A 15,702-nucleotide genomic window follows, 5' to 3' on the forward strand; every position below is an offset into this window, starting at 1 on the left:
CTCGCGTGGCCTGTATATCGCTCAATGGTACGGGATGGGAGGTAACGAAGAGGCAACGGTCGTGATATCACGCGCGCAGGACGCCGCACCGACCGCTCGGGGCCGGCTGCCCGGTCAGTCGGAGACCACCGCGAGACCGTCGATCTCGACGAGCATCTCCTCGCGGGGGAGGCCGGTGAAGACCGTCGTGCGGGCCGGCAGCACGTCGCCCGAGGTGTGGGCGGTGACGAAGGCGCCATAGGCGTCGTTCATGATCGGGAAGTCCTCGCGCTTGGTCAGGTAGACGCGCAGCATGACGACGTCGTCGAACGTCGCTCCCGACGCCTCGACGATCGCCTTGACGTTCTCGAGCGTGCGGGTGGTCTGCGCGGCCACGTCGCCGGGGAAGAGATACTCGCTCGTCACGGGGTCGACCGGGCCCTGACCCGAGACCTGGACGATCGGGCCCTTGCGCACACCCTGTGAGAAGGTGTGGGCGGGGGCGGGGGCGGCGTCGGTCGAGACACGGATCTTCGCAGTCATACCGACAGCCTAGTAGCCTTGTTAGATGCCTCTACAAATCCCGGATCCCGTCATCGGCAGCTGGACGAAGGGCTTCCCCGCGCACGCCGCCGGACTCGCGCTCTCGGAGGTGCCGCAGGCCGGTCTGCGTCTGTCCGACCTCGCGACGCCGGTGCTCACGGTGCACGAGGCGGCGCTCGCCCACAACGAGGCAACCGTGTTCGAGTGGGCCCGGCGTCAGGGCGTGCTGCTCGCGCCGCACGGGAAGACGACGATGGCGCCGGCGCTCTGGCAGCGGCTCCTCGATGCGGGCGCGTGGGGCATCTCGGTCGCGACGCCCTGGCAGGCGGAGTTCGCCGTCTCCGTCGGCGTCCCGACCGTGCTCATCGCCAACGCGGTCACGGATGCGGCGGCGGCCCGTCGTCTCGGCGATCTCCTGTCGGCCGACGAGGGGCTGCGGATCCTCTGCTGGGCGGACTCGACCGCCACGGTGCGGATACTCGCAGAGGCGCTGGTCGACGCGGAGCGTCCTCTCGACGTGCTGGTCGAGCTCGGCGGCATGGGCGGACGCACCGGCGCCCGCAGTCTCGAGGAGGGCGAAGCGATAGCTGCGGCGATCGCCGCCGCCCCGGGACTGCGGCTCGCGGGGGTCACCGGCTACGAGGGGCCCTTCGGCCCGGATCGGAGCGACTCCTCCGTCGAGGCCGTCGACGCCTACCTGGAGACCCTCGTGGAGCTGCACTCGCGGCTCGACTACACCGACGGCATCCGCCCCGTGCTGAGCGCCGGAGGAAGCTCGTTCCCCGACCGCGCGGCTGCCGTGCTCTCGCCCCACCGCGAGCAGAACGACGTCGTGCTGCGATCGGGGGCGTTCCAGATCCACGACGACGGGTTCTACTCGCGCATGTCCCCGTTCGGCCCGCTCACCGGCACCGCACCGCTCCGCTCGGCGATGCACGCCTGGGCTCGCGTCGTCTCGCAGCCCGAAGAGGGTCTGGCGCTGCTCGACGCCGGTCGTCGGGACGTTCCCTTCGACATCGACCTGCCGGTGCCGCAGTCGGTCGACGGTGCGATCACCGCGCTGAACGACCAGCATGCCTTCCTGACCCTCGCCCCCGGTGCGACGGTCGAGCCGGGCGACGTGGTGCGCCTGGGGCTGTCACACCCGTGCACCGCATTCGACAAGTGGCGCGTGGTCGCGATCATCGACGACCCCGATGCGGCCGACCCGCGCGTGATCGGGGCGGTGGCGACGTGCTTCTGAGTACCGAGAAGCCGGTCAGGGTCTACCGTCGCGCGACCGTCGTCGACGGGACCGGCGCCGCCCGCTTCGTCGCCGACGTCGCCGTCGAGGGTGCGCGGGTGGTGGGGGTGACCCGGGGTGCCGACGGCGTCGCGTTCGAGCTCCCCGAGGGCGCGGTCGAGATCGAGGCGTCGGGACTCGTGCTCGCACCGGGCTTCATCGACATGCACGCGCACAGCGAGCTCGCGGTTCTGCAGGGGGCCGCGCACGACGCGAAGATCCGCCAGGGTGTCACGACCGAGGTGCTCGGGCAGGACGGGCTCGGGTACGCGCCCCTCGACGACGCGTCGGCAGCGGTCATCCCCGCGCAGATCGCGGGCTGGAACGGCATGCCGGTGGACGTGCCGTGGCGGACGATGGACGACCTTCTCGCCGCGATCGACGATGCGGCCGCCGCGAACGCCGCACTGCTCGTGCCGCAGGGCAACCTCCGCATGATCGTCGTGGGACACGAGAACCGTCGCGCCACCGCCGAGGAGATCGACGCGATGTCGACGCTGCTCGGCGACGCGCTGGACGCGGGAGCCTTCGGCATGTCCAGCGGGCTCACCTACACGCCGGGCATGTACGCCGACACGGCGGAGCTGGAGGCGCTGTGCCGGGTCGTCGCCGAGCGCGGCGGATACTGGGCGCCGCACACGCGCAGCTACGGCGGCTCGGCCCTCGACGCGTACCGGGAGGCGCTGGACATCGGGCGCCGGACGGGGTGCCCCATCCACCTCACCCACGCGACGATGAACTTCGCGCCGAATCGCGGCCGCGCCGCCGAGCTGTTGGCGCTCGTCGACGATGCGCTCGCCGACGGCGTGGACGTGACCCTCGACACGTACCCCTATCTCCCCGGCGCGACCACGCTCGCTGCGCTGCTGCCCAGCCGGCTCTCGGAGGGCGGGGACCTCATCGCCGCGATCGCCGCCCTGGACGCCGACGGGCGAGAAGCCGTGCGCGTCGAGCTCGAGGACATCGGGTGCGACGGATTCCACGGCGAACGCGCGGACTGGTCGGCCATCCAGATCGCGGGCACGAGGAATCCGTCTCTCGCGGCGCTCGTCGGCCGGACGGTGGCGGAGATCGCCGAGACGTCGGGGCGTCGGGCGGTCGACGTGGTGCTCGACACGATCGTCGCGGATGCCGGTGCGACCGGCATCCTCATGCACATCGGCGACGAGGACAACGTCCGGGCGATCATGCGCCACCCGCGGCACAGCGGCGGCAGCGACGGGATCCTGATCGGCGCCAGGCCGCATCCCCGAGGCCGAGGCACGTTTCCGCGGTACCTCGGGCACTACGTGCGGGAACTCGGAGTGCTGTCCCTCGAGGACGCAGTCCGGCACCTCTCGGGAACGCCCGCTGCGCGGCTGGGACTCGACCGCGGCGATGCGCCGCGGGGCGTGATCAGAGAGGGTGCTGCGGCCGATCTCGTGCTGTTCGACCCCGACACGATCGACGCCGGAGCGACCTTCGACGCGCCGCTCGAGGCTCCGCGGGGTGTGATCGAGGTGCTCGTCGGGGGAGTGCCGGTCGTGGCCGCCGGCGAGGTGACGGGTGCGACGCCCGGTCGCGCACTGCGCATGCCTCCGCCGGCTCATCGTGCGACGGTTCCCCGGGCGCACTCGCTCATCGACCCGTCTGCGCCGCCGTTCGTCTGGACCGAGAACACACCGGTCTCCGCGCCGGCGGCGCTCGCCACGAGCGCGGCGCGCCTCGGGGCGAAGGCCTCGCGGGACGACTCGACCCCTGCGATCACCCTGCGGCTCGACGAATCGCTCGGCGCCGAGCCGTTCGCCCGCGGCCGGGTCGTCGACGAGGCCTTCCGGGTCGTCGTGTCCGCCGACGGAGTCGAGGTCTCCGGCGCCGCGCCGGCCGGCGTCTTCCGCGGCGTCACCGTGCTCCGTCAGCTCCGCGACCCGAGCGCCGAGCGGCACCGCATCCCCGCCGGAGTCTGGGAGGGGGCGCCCGCCTACGCGTGGCGGGGCGCGATGCTCGACGTCGCCCGGCACTTCCGCCCGGCCGAGGACGTACGTCGTCTCTTAGACCAGCTGGCCGACCACCACCTCAGCGTGCTGCACCTGCACCTCACCGACGACCAGGGCTGGCGTTTCGAGGTGCCCGGGTATCCGCGGCTCACCGAGATGGGCGCGCGCCGGGAGGCCACCCAGCTCGGACACGGGCCGCTCGCCACCGTCGAACCGGGGGTGCACGAGGGGCACTACACGGATGCCGAGCTGCGCGACCTCGTCCGGTACGCGGCGGAGCGCTTCATCACGATCGTGCCGGAGGTCGAGCTCCCCGGACACGTGCAGGCGGCGCTCGCCGCCTACCCGGTTCTCGGCAACACGGATGTGGGGGAGCCTGTCACGACCCCGTGGGAGCGCTTCGGCGTGAACCCCCGAACGCTCGCTCCGACGGAGGAATCGCTCGAGTTCGGGAGGGCGGCGATCGCGGCGCTGTGCGATCTCTTCGACTCGCCGTGGATCGGGATCGGCGGCGACGAGGTCCCGGTGACCGAGTGGTCCGAGAGCCCGGCGGCGGCCGAGCGGATGCGGGAGTGGGGCGTCGAATCGCCGCACGACGTGCAGCCCTGGTTCACGGCGCAGTTCGTCGCCGCCGTGCGGGCGCACGGGCGCGTCGCTCTCGCCTGGGACGAGGTTCTCGAGGGTGACGTCCCCGAAGGGGTGAGCATCCTCGCCTGGCGCGGGCCGGTGGCCATCCGTGAGGCGCTGCGGCGCGGCATCCCCGTCGTCGCGTGTCCCGATCTCGAGGTGTACCTCGACTACCCGCAGTCCGACTCGGCGGAGGAGCCGATCCGGGTCGGGCCGCCTCTCACCATCGAGCGGGCCTACTCGCTGCGGGTCGAGGAGGGCGCGGCGGGCGGCCAGGCGAACGTGTGGACCGAGCATCTTCCCACGAGGGATCGCCTCGACTTCGCGCTCTTCCCCCGGCTCGCGGCGATCGCCGAGCGGCTGTGGGACGGGGGCGAGCCCGGACCGTTCGAGGACTTCGGACGGCGTCTGCCGACGCACCTCCGTCGGCTCGCGGCGTCGGGGGTGCGGTATCGTCCTCTGGACGGACCGACGCCCTCACAGCGTCGTCCGGGAGTGCCGGGAAAGCCGATGACGCGCGAGGCGCGCGAGGAGATCGTGGCGGGCCTCGTGGCCTTTCTGATCGCTCGATCGGACGCCGCCGACGAGCGGCTCGGAGAGTAATGTAACGTTTCGGTAACCCTCCCGGTACCACACCGGGCGGGGGTTGCAGAATTTTTGTTCGTAAGGTCTACTAACAAACATGTCCGTTTCGGGTGATCACGCTCCATCGATGGCGTCGGAGTACGCCGGGGGGAGCGCCCACGCCTTCGGCCCGGGACGCCACCTGCGCTCGCGCTCGAAGGTGCTTCCCGAGCACGCGCGCGGGCACAACCGCGCGCTCGTGCTGCAGACTCTCTACCACTCCGGGGCGATGAGCCGCGCCGACCTCTCTCGGGAGACCGGCCTCACGAGGGTCACGATCTCGGATCTCGTGGCCGAGTTCATCGCCGACGGCATCGTCATCGAGATGGGCGTCCGCGAGACGGTGGGACCGGGCAAGCCGCCGATCCTCATCGACATCGACCGCGTGGGGCACCAGATCATCGGCATCGACCTGTCGGGGCCGAGAGCCTTCGTCGGAGCGCTGCTCAGCCTCGACGGCGATGTCCTGGAGCGCCGCGAGGTGCCGCGACCCGAGACCCCCGACGGCGACGCCGCGTACGCAGCGACCCTCGAACTCGCGCGTGCGCTGGTGCAGACCGCATCGCAGCCCGTGCTCGGGGTGGGCATCGGCACACCGGGTGTCGTGCGACCCGACGGCATGGTGCTCAGCTCGCCCAACCTGGGATGGTCGGATCTGCCTCTCGAGGCCAAGCTCGGGGTCGACCTCGACCTTCCGGTGCTGGTGCGCAACGACGCGAATGCGGCGGTGCTCGCCGAGTACACCTTCGGCGACGCCAAAGCGGACTTCATGCTCATCCGGATCGGACGCGGTGTGGGTGCGGGTCTCATCACCGGCAGCCAGCCTCTCGTCGGCAGTCGCTTCGCCGCGGGCGAGATCGGCCACGTCGTGGTCGGCACCGACGGCGGACCCCGCTGCGCGTGCGGCAAGGACGGCTGCCTCGAGGCATGGCTCAGCGAGACGCGGCTGCGGCCCGCGATCGACGCGGCACCGGACGACCGCGACGACATCCTCCGCGACGCCGGTACCCGGATGGCCATCGCCATCGCTCCGATCGTGGCAGCCCTCGACCTCTCCGAAGTGGTTCTCTCGGGCCCGGCCGACCTCCTCGACGGCGTCCTGATCGACGCCGCCGTCGAGACGCTGCACGCCCGCACACTCGAGGGGGTCTTCGAAGACGCCCTCATCCGTCGCACCCACCAGGACGACATCGTGCTGCGCGGCACCGCCGTCATGGTGCTGTCCGGCCAGCTGGGCGTCTCGTGATCTGCGGATCAGGGAACGAGACGTGCAGGAGCACCATCCGATGACGGATGCGATGACCGCCGACCTCGCCGGTCGGCCGATACGTGTGGGCCTCGACGTCGGTGGCACCAAGATCGACGCCGTCGCCGTGGACCCGTCGGGGGACATCATCGCCCGCCGACGCCGCCCGACGGGCTGGGGAGAGGACGCCGTCGTCGCGAGCATCGTCGACGTGATCACCGACCTCGCCGTCGACGGCGGTTTCGCCTCGACGGCCGTGGGAACGGTCGGTGTCGGCATCCCCGGTCTCGTCGACGCGGACACCGGACGCGTGCTGCATGCGGTCAACCTCGGGGTCGAGTCGCTCGACCTCTCGGAGCGGGCCTCTGCGATCGTCGGTGCGCCGGTCAGGGTCGAGAACGACGTCAAGGCGGCGGCACTCGGCGCCGCCGCTCTGCGCGGCATCGAGGGCTCCATGGCGTACCTCAACCTCGGCACCGGTGTCGCCGCCGGCATCGTCGTCGACGGCGCGATCTGGCGCGGGTCGCGCGGCACCGCGGGCGAGGTCGGACATCTCTCGGTCGACCCGAACGGTCGGGTCTGCGGATGCGGACAGCGCGGCTGCATCGAGACCTTCTGCGGCGGCGGGGCGCTCGCGCGGGCCTGGGGTCGCCCCGGCGCGCTGCCCGTGCGGGACATCCTCGATGCCGCCGAGAGCGGCGACCCGACGGCCACGGCTCTGCGCGCAGACCTCTTCCACGGAGCCGCTGCCGCGGTGCGCGCGCTCGTGCTGTCGGCGGATGTCGAGCGCGTGATCATCGGCGGCGGCCTCACGGCGCTGGGCGACAGGCTGTTCACCGGCATCCGCGGAGCTCTGCGTACCGGAGCCGAAGCGTCACCGTTCATGCGGTCGCTGCAGCTCGATGACAGAATCGAACTGCTTCCGGACGGATCGCCCGCCGCGGCATTCGGCGCGGCGATCGTCGGCGCAACCACCCCCTCGAAGGAGATAGTCCCCCATGGCTGAAGTCGTGATCGTCGAGAACTCCGATGCGGCGGGCGCGCTGGTCGCCGCCGAGATCGTCGAGCTGATCGACGGGCGCCCGGATGCGGTGCTCGGTCTGGCCACGGGGTCGACCCCGCTGCCGGTGTACCAGGCGCTGCGCGCCCGTCTCGCCGGCCGGGACGTCTCGCAGGTGCGCGGCTTCGCACTCGACGAGTACGTCGGCCTCGACCCCGCCCACCCCGAGAGCTACCGCTCCGTCATCACCCGCGAGGTCGTCGAGCCCCTCGGCCTCGACCCGCGGCGCATCCATGTGCCCAACGGAGCGCAGGAGACCATCCAGCACGCGGGTGACGACTACGAGGCGGCCATCGACGGCGCGGGCGGCGTCGACCTGCAGATCCTCGGCATCGGCACCGACGGCCACATCGGCTTCAACGAGCCGGGTTCGTCCTTCGCCTCCCGCACGCGCGTGAAGACGCTCACCGAGCAGACCCGTGAGGACAACGCCCGCTTCTTCGACTCCATCGACGACGTCCCGCGGCACTGCATCACGCAGGGTCTCGGCACGATCCTCCGCGCACGCCACCTCGTGCTCCTCGCCTTCGGCGAAGGCAAGGCGCAGGCCGTGGCGGATGCCGTGGAGGGCCCGCTGTCGGCGATCCTGCCCGGCTCGGCCATCCAGCTGCACCCGCATGCGACGGTCGTCGTCGACGAGGCGGCCGCGTCGCGACTGAAGCTCGCCGACTACTACCGCTACACCTACGCGAACAAGCCGGCCTGGCAGGGCATCTGACCCCCACTGGGGCTGTGCCCGGTCCCGACCTCAGCGGTCGGCGACCGGCCACGCCAGCGGCAGCAGGTGCTCGACGCTCAGAGGGGCGAGGGGGAGCGTCTCGGCATCCGCGGGCGTGATCCACCTCAGCTCGGCGAGCTCGGCCTGCACCGCGACCTCGGCGGACGCGATCGAGACGGAGAACGCCTCGGCGACGACGCGGTGACCCGGCTCGTTCGCAGCCTCGGAGACGAATGTGCCGAGCGGTTCGAGGTCTCCCTCGTCGAGCTGCAGTCCGAGCTCCTCGTGGAGTTCGCGGATCAGCGTCTGCGACGGGGTCTCGTCGGGCTCCGGCTTGCCCCCGGGCTGCATGAACCTCGTGGTGCCGTGCTTGCGCACCACGAGCACCCGACCTGCGTCGTCGACGATGACGGCGGCGCTGACGTGGATGTCAGGCATCCGCTGCGAACACCTTGCCGGGGTTGAGGATGCCGAGGGGATCGAAGACCCGGGTGATCTGCCGCTGCAGCTCCCACTGATCGTCTCCGAGCTCGTCGGCCAGCCAGCGGCTCTTCAGGGTGCCGATGCCGTGCTCGCCGGTCAGTGTGCCGCCCAGTGCGATCGCCGCCCGGAAGAGCTCGTCGGCGGCCGCCCAGATGTGCGCGGGCGGCTCGGTGCCTTCGAAGATGAAGTTGGGGTGCAGGTTGCCGTCGCCCGCGTGAGCGACCGTCGGGATCGTCATCGCGTACGCCTGCTCGATGCGGGCGATCTCGTCGAACATCGCGGGCATCGCACTGCGCGGCACCGAGACGTCCTCGATCAGGGTTGTACCCAGGAGCGCCATGGCAGGGTGCATGGCACGGCGGATCGCGAGCAGACGTTCGCCCTCTTCGCGATCGTGCGAGACCTGGGTGTCGCCGTGGTGCGCCGTGAGGATCGCGGCGATCGTGGTGGCCTCCGTCACGGAGCCCGGGCCGTCGGTCTGGATCGTCAGCTGCGCCGTGCCCGGCTGCGGGAGGGGCAGCTGGAGCATGGTGGCGACGGCAGCGAGGCTCGCCGCATCCATGAGCTCCATGATCGCCGGCTGCACTCCGGAGGCCGTGACGGCGGCGGATGCGGCGGCGGCGGCGCGGACGTCGGGGAAGGTCGCGGTGAGGGTGCACGTCGTACCCTCTGGGAGCCGCCGGAGCTTGAGCGTCGCACCCACCACGACGCCGAGAGTCCCCTCCGACCCGATCACCAGCGAGGTGAGGTCGAGGCCCGTCACTCCCTTCACGCTGCGGTGGCCGAGGTGGAGCAGACGTCCGTCCGCCAGCACGAGGTCGACACCCAGCACGGCGTCGCGCACCACTCCGTACTTGGCGCAGAGGAGGCCGCCGGCGCCCGTGGCGATGTTGCCGCCGACGGTCGAGATCGCACGGCTGGCGGGGTCCGGAGCCCACCAGAGGCCGTGCTCGGCGAGCACCTCGTTGAGGTCGGCGTTGAGGATGCCCGGCTCGACGACGGCGAGCAGGTCGTCGGCTCTGATCTCGCGGATGGCGGTCATGCGTCGGGTGGACAGCACGATCTCGCCGTCGCCGCCGTTGGCTGCACCGGCAAGGCCCGTCCCGGCGCCGCGCACGACAACGGGGGTGCGCGTCTCGGTGGCGATCCGCATCACGGTCTGCACGTGCTCGACGGTCTCGGCATGCACGACGGCCAGAGGGCGACCGGGAGCCGCGTGGCCGGACTGGTCGGCGCGCGCCTCGTCGAGCGACGCGGGATCGGTGTCGACGAGCGCACCCAGGGCGGTGATCAGCTGGTCGAGCGCGGTCATGCGATGCGACGCCGTCCGCTCACCACGCCGGTGCCGACGGCGACCACGGCGAAGGCGATTCCGATGAACGGCTGGTCCATCAGCCACCAGGCGATCGTCACGCCGACGTAGATGAGCAGCTCGACGGCCGCACGCAGGAACGGGTGCAGGCGCAGCACGGGGCGCGGCGAGAGGAAGAGAGCCCAGATCAGGATGACGATCACGGGTGCGCCGATGCCCAGGACGATGTTCCACGGCAGCGGCCAGGTCGCGAAGCCCCACAGCGCGAGGGTGCCGACAGCGATGACCAGGACGATCGAGCGGACGACGTCGAGAGCGGTGAGGTTCGGGCGGTCGACGCCGGGGACAGGTGCAGGATCCGGGGACATGGATCCAGTCTATTCGCCGCTGTCGGGCCTCAGAGCAGGGGAGCGGAGGCGTCGACGACGGCCTCGGGCTGCTCCGTGAGAACCGGCGGTGCGGTGGGAGCGGGCACGGCCGGCGCGGGCTCTGCGACGGGTGCAGGTGCGACCGGTGCAGGTGCGACCGGTGCGGGTGCGACCGGTGCGGGTGCGACCGGTGCGGCGTCCTCGGTGGGAGCGGTCTCCTCGACGGGCGCGGGCGCCTCGCTGGCCGGGGCAGCGGGCGGGGCCGAGACCATTGCGTCGTCGGGAACCGCGTCGTCCGCCTCCGCGCCGGAGGCGGGGTCGGCGAGCAGCAGGCACAGCAGGCTCGGATCGAAGTCGTTCAGCTGCCGGAGGGTCGTCGTCGCCGGGGCGCCGGTCTCGCCGGCTGCGACATAGAAGAACTCGACGGGAGCGTCGGCGCAGATCTGCTGCAGCGTCGGACGGAGGTCGATGAATCCGGATCCCACCGCGGGGTTCTCGTCGGACGCGGCGAGGACGGCCGTGCCGTTGCCGCCGGAGCTGCCGGCGATCGTCGAGCTCACCGTGGCGCCGGCGACGCCGGACACCGGGACGATGTAGTGAGTGGTCACGAGATCGCCGCCGATGACGATCTCGACAGACGCAGGAGAGAACGTCGGGGCGCCCTCGGGAAGACCGGGTGTCTCGCCGCCGGGGGTTTCGCCGCCGGGGGTTTCGCCGCCGGGGGTCTCGCCGCCGGGGGTCTCGCCACCGGGCGTCTCGCCGCCGGGGGTCTCGCCGCCGGGCGTCTCGCCGCCGGGCGTCTCGCCTCCGGGGGTTTCGCCTCCGGGCGTCTCGCCGGGGTCCTCGGTGTCCGGAACCTCCGGCTCGATCGGCTGCGGCGGAGTCACCGGAGTCGCGGGAGCCGTCGGAGCGGCGGCCACGGGCGCTTCCTCGTCGGCGGGCTCGTCGACGGGCGGCGGCGCGAAGGGAGGCTCGTCCGGATCGTCCTCTCGGTCGGATTCGTCGTCCGACTGCTCGAGGAGGGTCTTCTCGTCTGCCGACATCGATGCGTCCGGGCCGACATCGGCACTGATCGAGGAGTCGCTGTCTCCGGCGCTCGGCAGCGAGGCCGCCGGGCTGCCTCCCGTGAGGCTCGGGATGATGGTCGCCGCGGCGACGACGCCGGCCACGACCAGGGCCGCTGAGCCCGCACCGACGAGTGCGCCCATGCCGCTCAGGATCCCGCCGCCCACTGCGCCGCTCGCCGCTCCACCGGTCGCGCCGACGGATGCTCCTGCTCCGGCACCGCCGGCAGCTCCCACGCCGCCGTCGCCGACCACGACCGCACCGTGCGTGACCGCGGACGGCATGGCGGCGAGGGCGACGATCGGCGCTCCGCCACCCTGCAGTGTGGCGAGGTATCCGGCGGAGCCGCCGACACCCAGTACGAGTGGGAGCAGCACGAGCGCGAGCCTCTTCGACACGTCTTTCGCCTCGGCCGCGACGATCATGCATCGCGCGCAGTCCTCGAGGTGCAGTTCGAGTCGCCGGTGATCGCGGGTGCTGAGGTTGCCGCGCGAGTACGCCCCTAGGTGCTCGATGGTCCACTGGCAGTCGGAGCCGGGCGCTGCGCTGCGCAGGTGCGCCTGGATCCACGCCTCGCGCAGCCCCTCCCGCGCACGGAAGGCGAGCTGCGAGACGGCTCCGGCCTTCATGCCGAGGAGGGGCGCCGTCTCCTGCGGCTTCATCTGCTCGATCTCGGTGTACCAGAGCACCTCCTGCCAGCGGGAGGGCAGGCTGCGGAAGGCCTGAGCGGTGAGGCTGCGGTCGAGTGCCTCGTTCGCGGCCTGCTCGGTGCTGTCGGGGTCGGCGACCGTGTCGAGCTCGTCGATCGCGGATTCGCGGCGCGAGCGCCCCCACGCGGCGGCGGTGTTGCGGATGCTGGTGAAGAGGTAGGCGCGGAACGAGCCGTTGGGCCCGCCGCCCTTGATGATCGCCTGGTAGATGCGGGTATAGGACTCCTGGACCAGGTCGTCCGGATCGATCGTCGACGTGATGGATCGCGCGACGGACATGCCCGAGGGATAGTGACGTCTCCAGAGTTCGGCGAAGGCCTCCGCGTCACCCGAGCGGGTGCGCAGGACGAGATCGGCGTCTGCGATCGAGGCTTCGTTCGATGTGCTGTCGTGGTCCACTGTCATCCATCTGTCGTGGAGTGCGGATGCGCCTCCACATGAAGAGACGCGTGAAACCGTTCTTCATCACGCGTCCCCTCCATTCTCCCTCCAATCTCCCAGCCTCGCCACCCCGATTCGAGAACGGATGAGCCGATGCGCGCGGCGAGCGAAATCGCCGATCATCCGGGCTTTCTTCGGAAGCGGGGAAGAACGTCGAAAAAGATCTGAGAAGTCGCGTAATGAATGGCCCGCTGCGTCGTCTCATCACGTAGAGACAGCCATCGAGCTCCACCGGGGGGGCGGAGCTCAGGCGCTGGTGCGAAGGGCAATGCACCGGCATGGCGGGTCGGGCGCCTCGGGGGAGGAGTTCCCGGCCCGCCGGTTCTCGTCACGGGGGGGAACAGTGGAGGGGCCGTCGATCTGGGGAACGACGGCCCCTCCCCTCGTATGCGGAGGGCCGGAGACCGCAGGGCTGCGCGACGCTCAGTGCCCCGCGCTCAGGGGCGGTCGCCCGTCCAGACGCGCACCACGTGCAGCTGTGCATCCAGCAGCACGGCATCGCCCACGTATCCGGGTGCGAGATGACCGAGGCGCTCTGCGAGGCCGATCGCCCGAGCGGGAGTCTCGGTGAGGGCGCGGACCGTGTCCACCAGGGCGACGCCCGCAGCCACCGCCTTCCGCAGAGCGACATCCTGCGTGAGCGTCGAGCCGGCGATCGACCCGGTGTCGTCGGCGCGGGCGATCCCGTCGCGGACGGTGACGCTCACCGCGCCGAGGTCGTAGTGCCCGTCAGCGCTCCCTGCCGCGGCCATCGCGTCGGTGATCAGGGCGACCCTGCCGGGGGCCGAGTCGAACAGCAGCCGCACGACGCGCGGGTCGAGGTGCACGTCGTCGGCGATCGCCTCGAGCACCACGCGGTGGTCCGCGGCGGCGGCGAGCACGGGGCCGGGGGCGCGGTGATGGATGCCGGGCATGGCGTTGAACGCGTGGGTGAGGATCGATGCGCCGGCCTCGAATGCGGCGACCGCCATGTCCGCGTCGGCGCTGGTGTGCCCCACGGCGGCGGCAGCACCGGCCTCGACGACGAGGCGCACGGCGTCGAGCCCTCCCGGCAGCTCCGGCGCGATCGTCACCTGCCGGATGGTGCCGCGACCGGCGTCGAGCAGACGCGCGACGTCGGCCGGTGTCGGGGCGCGGAGGAGCGTCGGCTCATGCGCGCCGTGGTGCGCCGGGTCCAGGAAGGGACCCTCGAGGTGGGAGCCGAGGATGTCGGCATCCGTCTCCCTGAGGTCGGCGATCTCGGCGACCCTCCGCGCCAGGTCGTCGAGGGGCGCGGTGACGAGGGACACGACGGCCCTGGTCGTGCCGTGGTCCCGATGCAGGGCGCGGGCCGTGCGGATCGCGTCCGCACCGTCGTCGAACGAGGCGCCGGCGCCGCCGTGGCCGTGGATGTCGATGAAGCCGGGCGTGAGCACCGCATCCGCTCCGGCCGCCTCCGCCGCGTCGACGATCTCATCCGCCTCCGCCCAGGTGCGTCCCGTTCCGCGCTCCACGACCAGGCCGTCCTCGATCCGCACCCAGGCGTCCTCGGTGACGGTGCCCTGATCGACGAGTCGGGCCGAGTGGATGACGAGCGAGCCCGTCGCTGCGGCGCCGATGCTCATCGTTCGCTCCAGGGGACGTCGTCTGCGGGGTGGAAGTCCACGCCTCCAGCCTTCCACAGCGGTGCCATGCTCCCGAGACGCTCCCGGAACGACTCCCACGTGCGCTCGGGTGCGTCACGTGACGACCAGGCGACCTCGGCCTGGGCGGCGGCCCGGGGGAAGACGAGCTGCTCCACCTCGCCGATCGTCGCCGTCGTCTCGCTCCAGAGCGGGGCTTCGACGCCGAGGATCGCCTCGTCCGGTACGTCGAGCACCTCGGTGGGCTCCCACTCGTAGGCGGAGCGCACGTCGATGATGGCCGCCCACGTGAGTCCGAGCGGGAAGTCCGGTGCGTACTTCATGTCTAGGTAGGTCTTGTCGGCCGTCGACATGATGAGGGCGCCGCCGCGCTCGACGAAGTGCGCGGCCTCGGCCGCGTGGGTGCCGTCGGGGGTCGCCTTGCCCCAGTACTGCCCGATCGTTCCCTCAGCGATATCGGCCGCGGCTCCCACCTCGTGCCAGGCCACCGGGGTCCTCCCCTCCTCGAACACGATCGCGGTCGCACGCTCAACGAAGTGGTCGAAGTCGGCCTGGGGTGTTCCGAGCGACTCGTCGCCGCCGATGTGGATGTACGGACCGGGCGTCATCTCGACGAGCTCCCGCACGACGTCGCGCACGAAGTCGTAGGTGCGCTCGTCATGGATGCGGACGCTCGAGTGGCCCACGCCCCAGCCCAGATACGGCTCTCCGGCGACGGGGAGCTCCTGGCCGAGGCGCTTCGACTCGGAGATGAGGCCGTCGTTCATCACGGGGGCCTCGACGAGCTCCGGATAGGCGACGCCGATCGCGTGCGTGTGCCCGGGGAGATCGATCTCGGGGATGACGATCATATGCCGCGAGGCGGCGTACGCCACGATCTCGCGGTAGTCGTCCTTCGTGTAGAAGCCGCCGGGTGCCCCGCCGGCCGCGGTCGACGCCGCGAGCTCTGTCAGCTTCGGCCACGAGTCGATCTGGATGCGCCAGCCCTGATCGTCGCTGAGGTGCAGGTGCAGGTGGTTGAACTTCAGGGCGCTGATGTGATCGATGAACTTCTTGACGTCGTCGACCCCGAAGAAGTGCCGCGCGACGTCGAGCATCACTCCCCGGCGCGCGAATCGCGGTGCGTCGAAGATCTCTGCACGGGCGACGCCCCAGCCCTCGTCGTCCTGCCGGAGCAGCTGGAGCAGTGACTGGACGCCGTAGAAGAGGCCGGCCTCATCGCCGCCCACGATCTCGGCCGTGTCGCCGATCGTGAGACGGTACCCCTCGAGCGCCGCGGCTCCGGGGTCGATGCGCAGGTGGATGTCGGCGGCGCGGTCGGCGTCCGACGGGAGAGGGAGCCGGATGCCGGTGCGCTGCGCCACGGCATCGATGAGCTGCGCGGCGGCGGCGGCATCGCCGGTGATGCGCGTGGCCTCGCCGATCGGCATCCGGCCGTCGCCGACGCTGGCGGAGAGGGGGAGGGGGACGAGGGGCATGGAATGGGGAAGGACCATGAACAAAACCTACCCTGCGTGATCCGGAGTGCACAGGGGGAAATCGGCTATGCTCGTAATCGTCGCGACTGGCGTCTGGGTGGACTACCACCGGGGAGCGACTGACCACGGAATTCGACCGCGCGCCTGGGCCGATAGGTACACCCTTCG

12 protein-coding genes and 1 riboswitch are annotated in these 15,702 nt (G+C 71.5%); of the genes, 5 read left to right on the plus strand and 7 right to left on the minus strand.

Translation table 11 applies throughout. The features are described from left to right. Window positions 1–114 precede the first annotated feature (114 nt). On the minus strand, window positions 115–522 hold the full coding sequence (locus BN2660_RS09910) for a RidA family protein (RefSeq protein ID WP_091231040.1): 408 nt from the start codon (window positions 520–522) through the stop codon (window positions 115–117). 25 nt (window positions 523–547) lie between these two features. Here BN2660_RS09910 and BN2660_RS09915 point away from each other — a divergent pair, with 25 nt between their 5' ends. The 5 genes from BN2660_RS09915 to nagB all read left to right on the plus strand — a co-directional run bounded on the left by BN2660_RS09915 (window position 548) and on the right by nagB (window position 8,055). Further along, window positions 548–1,765: an alanine racemase gene (locus tag BN2660_RS09915; protein ID WP_255305110.1), complete on the plus strand. Its 1,218-nt coding sequence runs from the start codon at window positions 548–550 to the stop codon at window positions 1,763–1,765. Beyond that, the gene (locus tag BN2660_RS09920; RefSeq protein WP_091231043.1) at window positions 1,756–5,010 is read left to right on the plus strand and encodes a family 20 glycosylhydrolase; all 3,255 of its coding nucleotides are present in this window, start codon (window positions 1,756–1,758) and stop codon (window positions 5,008–5,010) included. The genes BN2660_RS09915 and BN2660_RS09920 overlap by 10 nt, the downstream gene beginning before the upstream one ends. Before the next feature lie 109 nt (window positions 5,011–5,119). After that, window positions 5,120–6,277, plus strand: a complete 1,158-nt coding sequence (locus BN2660_RS09925) for an ROK family transcriptional regulator (RefSeq protein WP_255305111.1) — start codon at window positions 5,120–5,122, stop codon at window positions 6,275–6,277. A gap of 40 nt (window positions 6,278–6,317) precedes the next feature. Then, entirely contained in the window at window positions 6,318–7,283 is a 966-nt protein-coding gene (locus BN2660_RS09930) for an ROK family protein (RefSeq protein ID WP_176697158.1), read from the plus strand. Next, on the plus strand, window positions 7,276–8,055 hold the full coding sequence (nagB, locus tag BN2660_RS09935) for a glucosamine-6-phosphate deaminase (protein WP_091231052.1): 780 nt from the start codon (window positions 7,276–7,278) through the stop codon (window positions 8,053–8,055). The genes BN2660_RS09930 and nagB overlap by 8 nt, the downstream gene beginning before the upstream one ends. A gap of 30 nt (window positions 8,056–8,085) precedes the next feature. Here the strand turns inward: nagB and BN2660_RS09940 are convergent, their stop codons facing one another. The 6 genes from BN2660_RS09940 to BN2660_RS09965 form a co-directional block, all read right to left on the minus strand. Next, entirely contained in the window at window positions 8,086–8,493 is a 408-nt protein-coding gene (locus tag BN2660_RS09940) for an NUDIX hydrolase (RefSeq protein WP_091231054.1), read from the minus strand. Next, window positions 8,486–9,850: an FAD-binding oxidoreductase gene (locus tag BN2660_RS09945; RefSeq protein ID WP_091231057.1), complete on the minus strand. Its 1,365-nt coding sequence runs from the start codon at window positions 9,848–9,850 to the stop codon at window positions 8,486–8,488. The genes BN2660_RS09940 and BN2660_RS09945 overlap by 8 nt, the downstream gene beginning before the upstream one ends. Next, complete coding sequence (locus BN2660_RS09950) at window positions 9,847–10,218, minus strand: YrdB family protein (protein ID WP_091231060.1); 372 nt, start codon at window positions 10,216–10,218, stop codon at window positions 9,847–9,849. Before BN2660_RS09950 ends, BN2660_RS09945 begins: the two co-directional genes overlap by 4 nt. A gap of 29 nt (window positions 10,219–10,247) precedes the next feature. After that, on the minus strand, window positions 10,248–12,398 hold the full coding sequence (locus BN2660_RS09955; RefSeq protein ID WP_091231064.1) for a sigma-70 family RNA polymerase sigma factor: 2,151 nt from the start codon (window positions 12,396–12,398) through the stop codon (window positions 10,248–10,250). Between the two features lie 473 nt (window positions 12,399–12,871). Then, window positions 12,872–14,038, minus strand: a complete 1,167-nt coding sequence (gene nagA, locus BN2660_RS09960) for an N-acetylglucosamine-6-phosphate deacetylase (protein ID WP_091231067.1) — start codon at window positions 14,036–14,038, stop codon at window positions 12,872–12,874. Then, window positions 14,035–15,552, minus strand: a complete 1,518-nt coding sequence (locus BN2660_RS09965; protein WP_091231070.1) for a family 20 glycosylhydrolase — start codon at window positions 15,550–15,552, stop codon at window positions 14,035–14,037. Before BN2660_RS09965 ends, nagA begins: the two co-directional genes overlap by 4 nt. Window positions 15,553–15,606: 54 nt before the next feature. Next, window positions 15,607–15,691, plus strand: a riboswitch (ZMP/ZTP riboswitch). The last annotated feature ends 11 nt before the right edge of the window (window positions 15,692–15,702 follow it).

Source organism: Microbacterium sp. 3J1 (assembly GCF_001049495.1).
Taxonomy (GTDB): Bacteria; Actinomycetota; Actinomycetes; order Actinomycetales; family Microbacteriaceae; genus Microbacterium.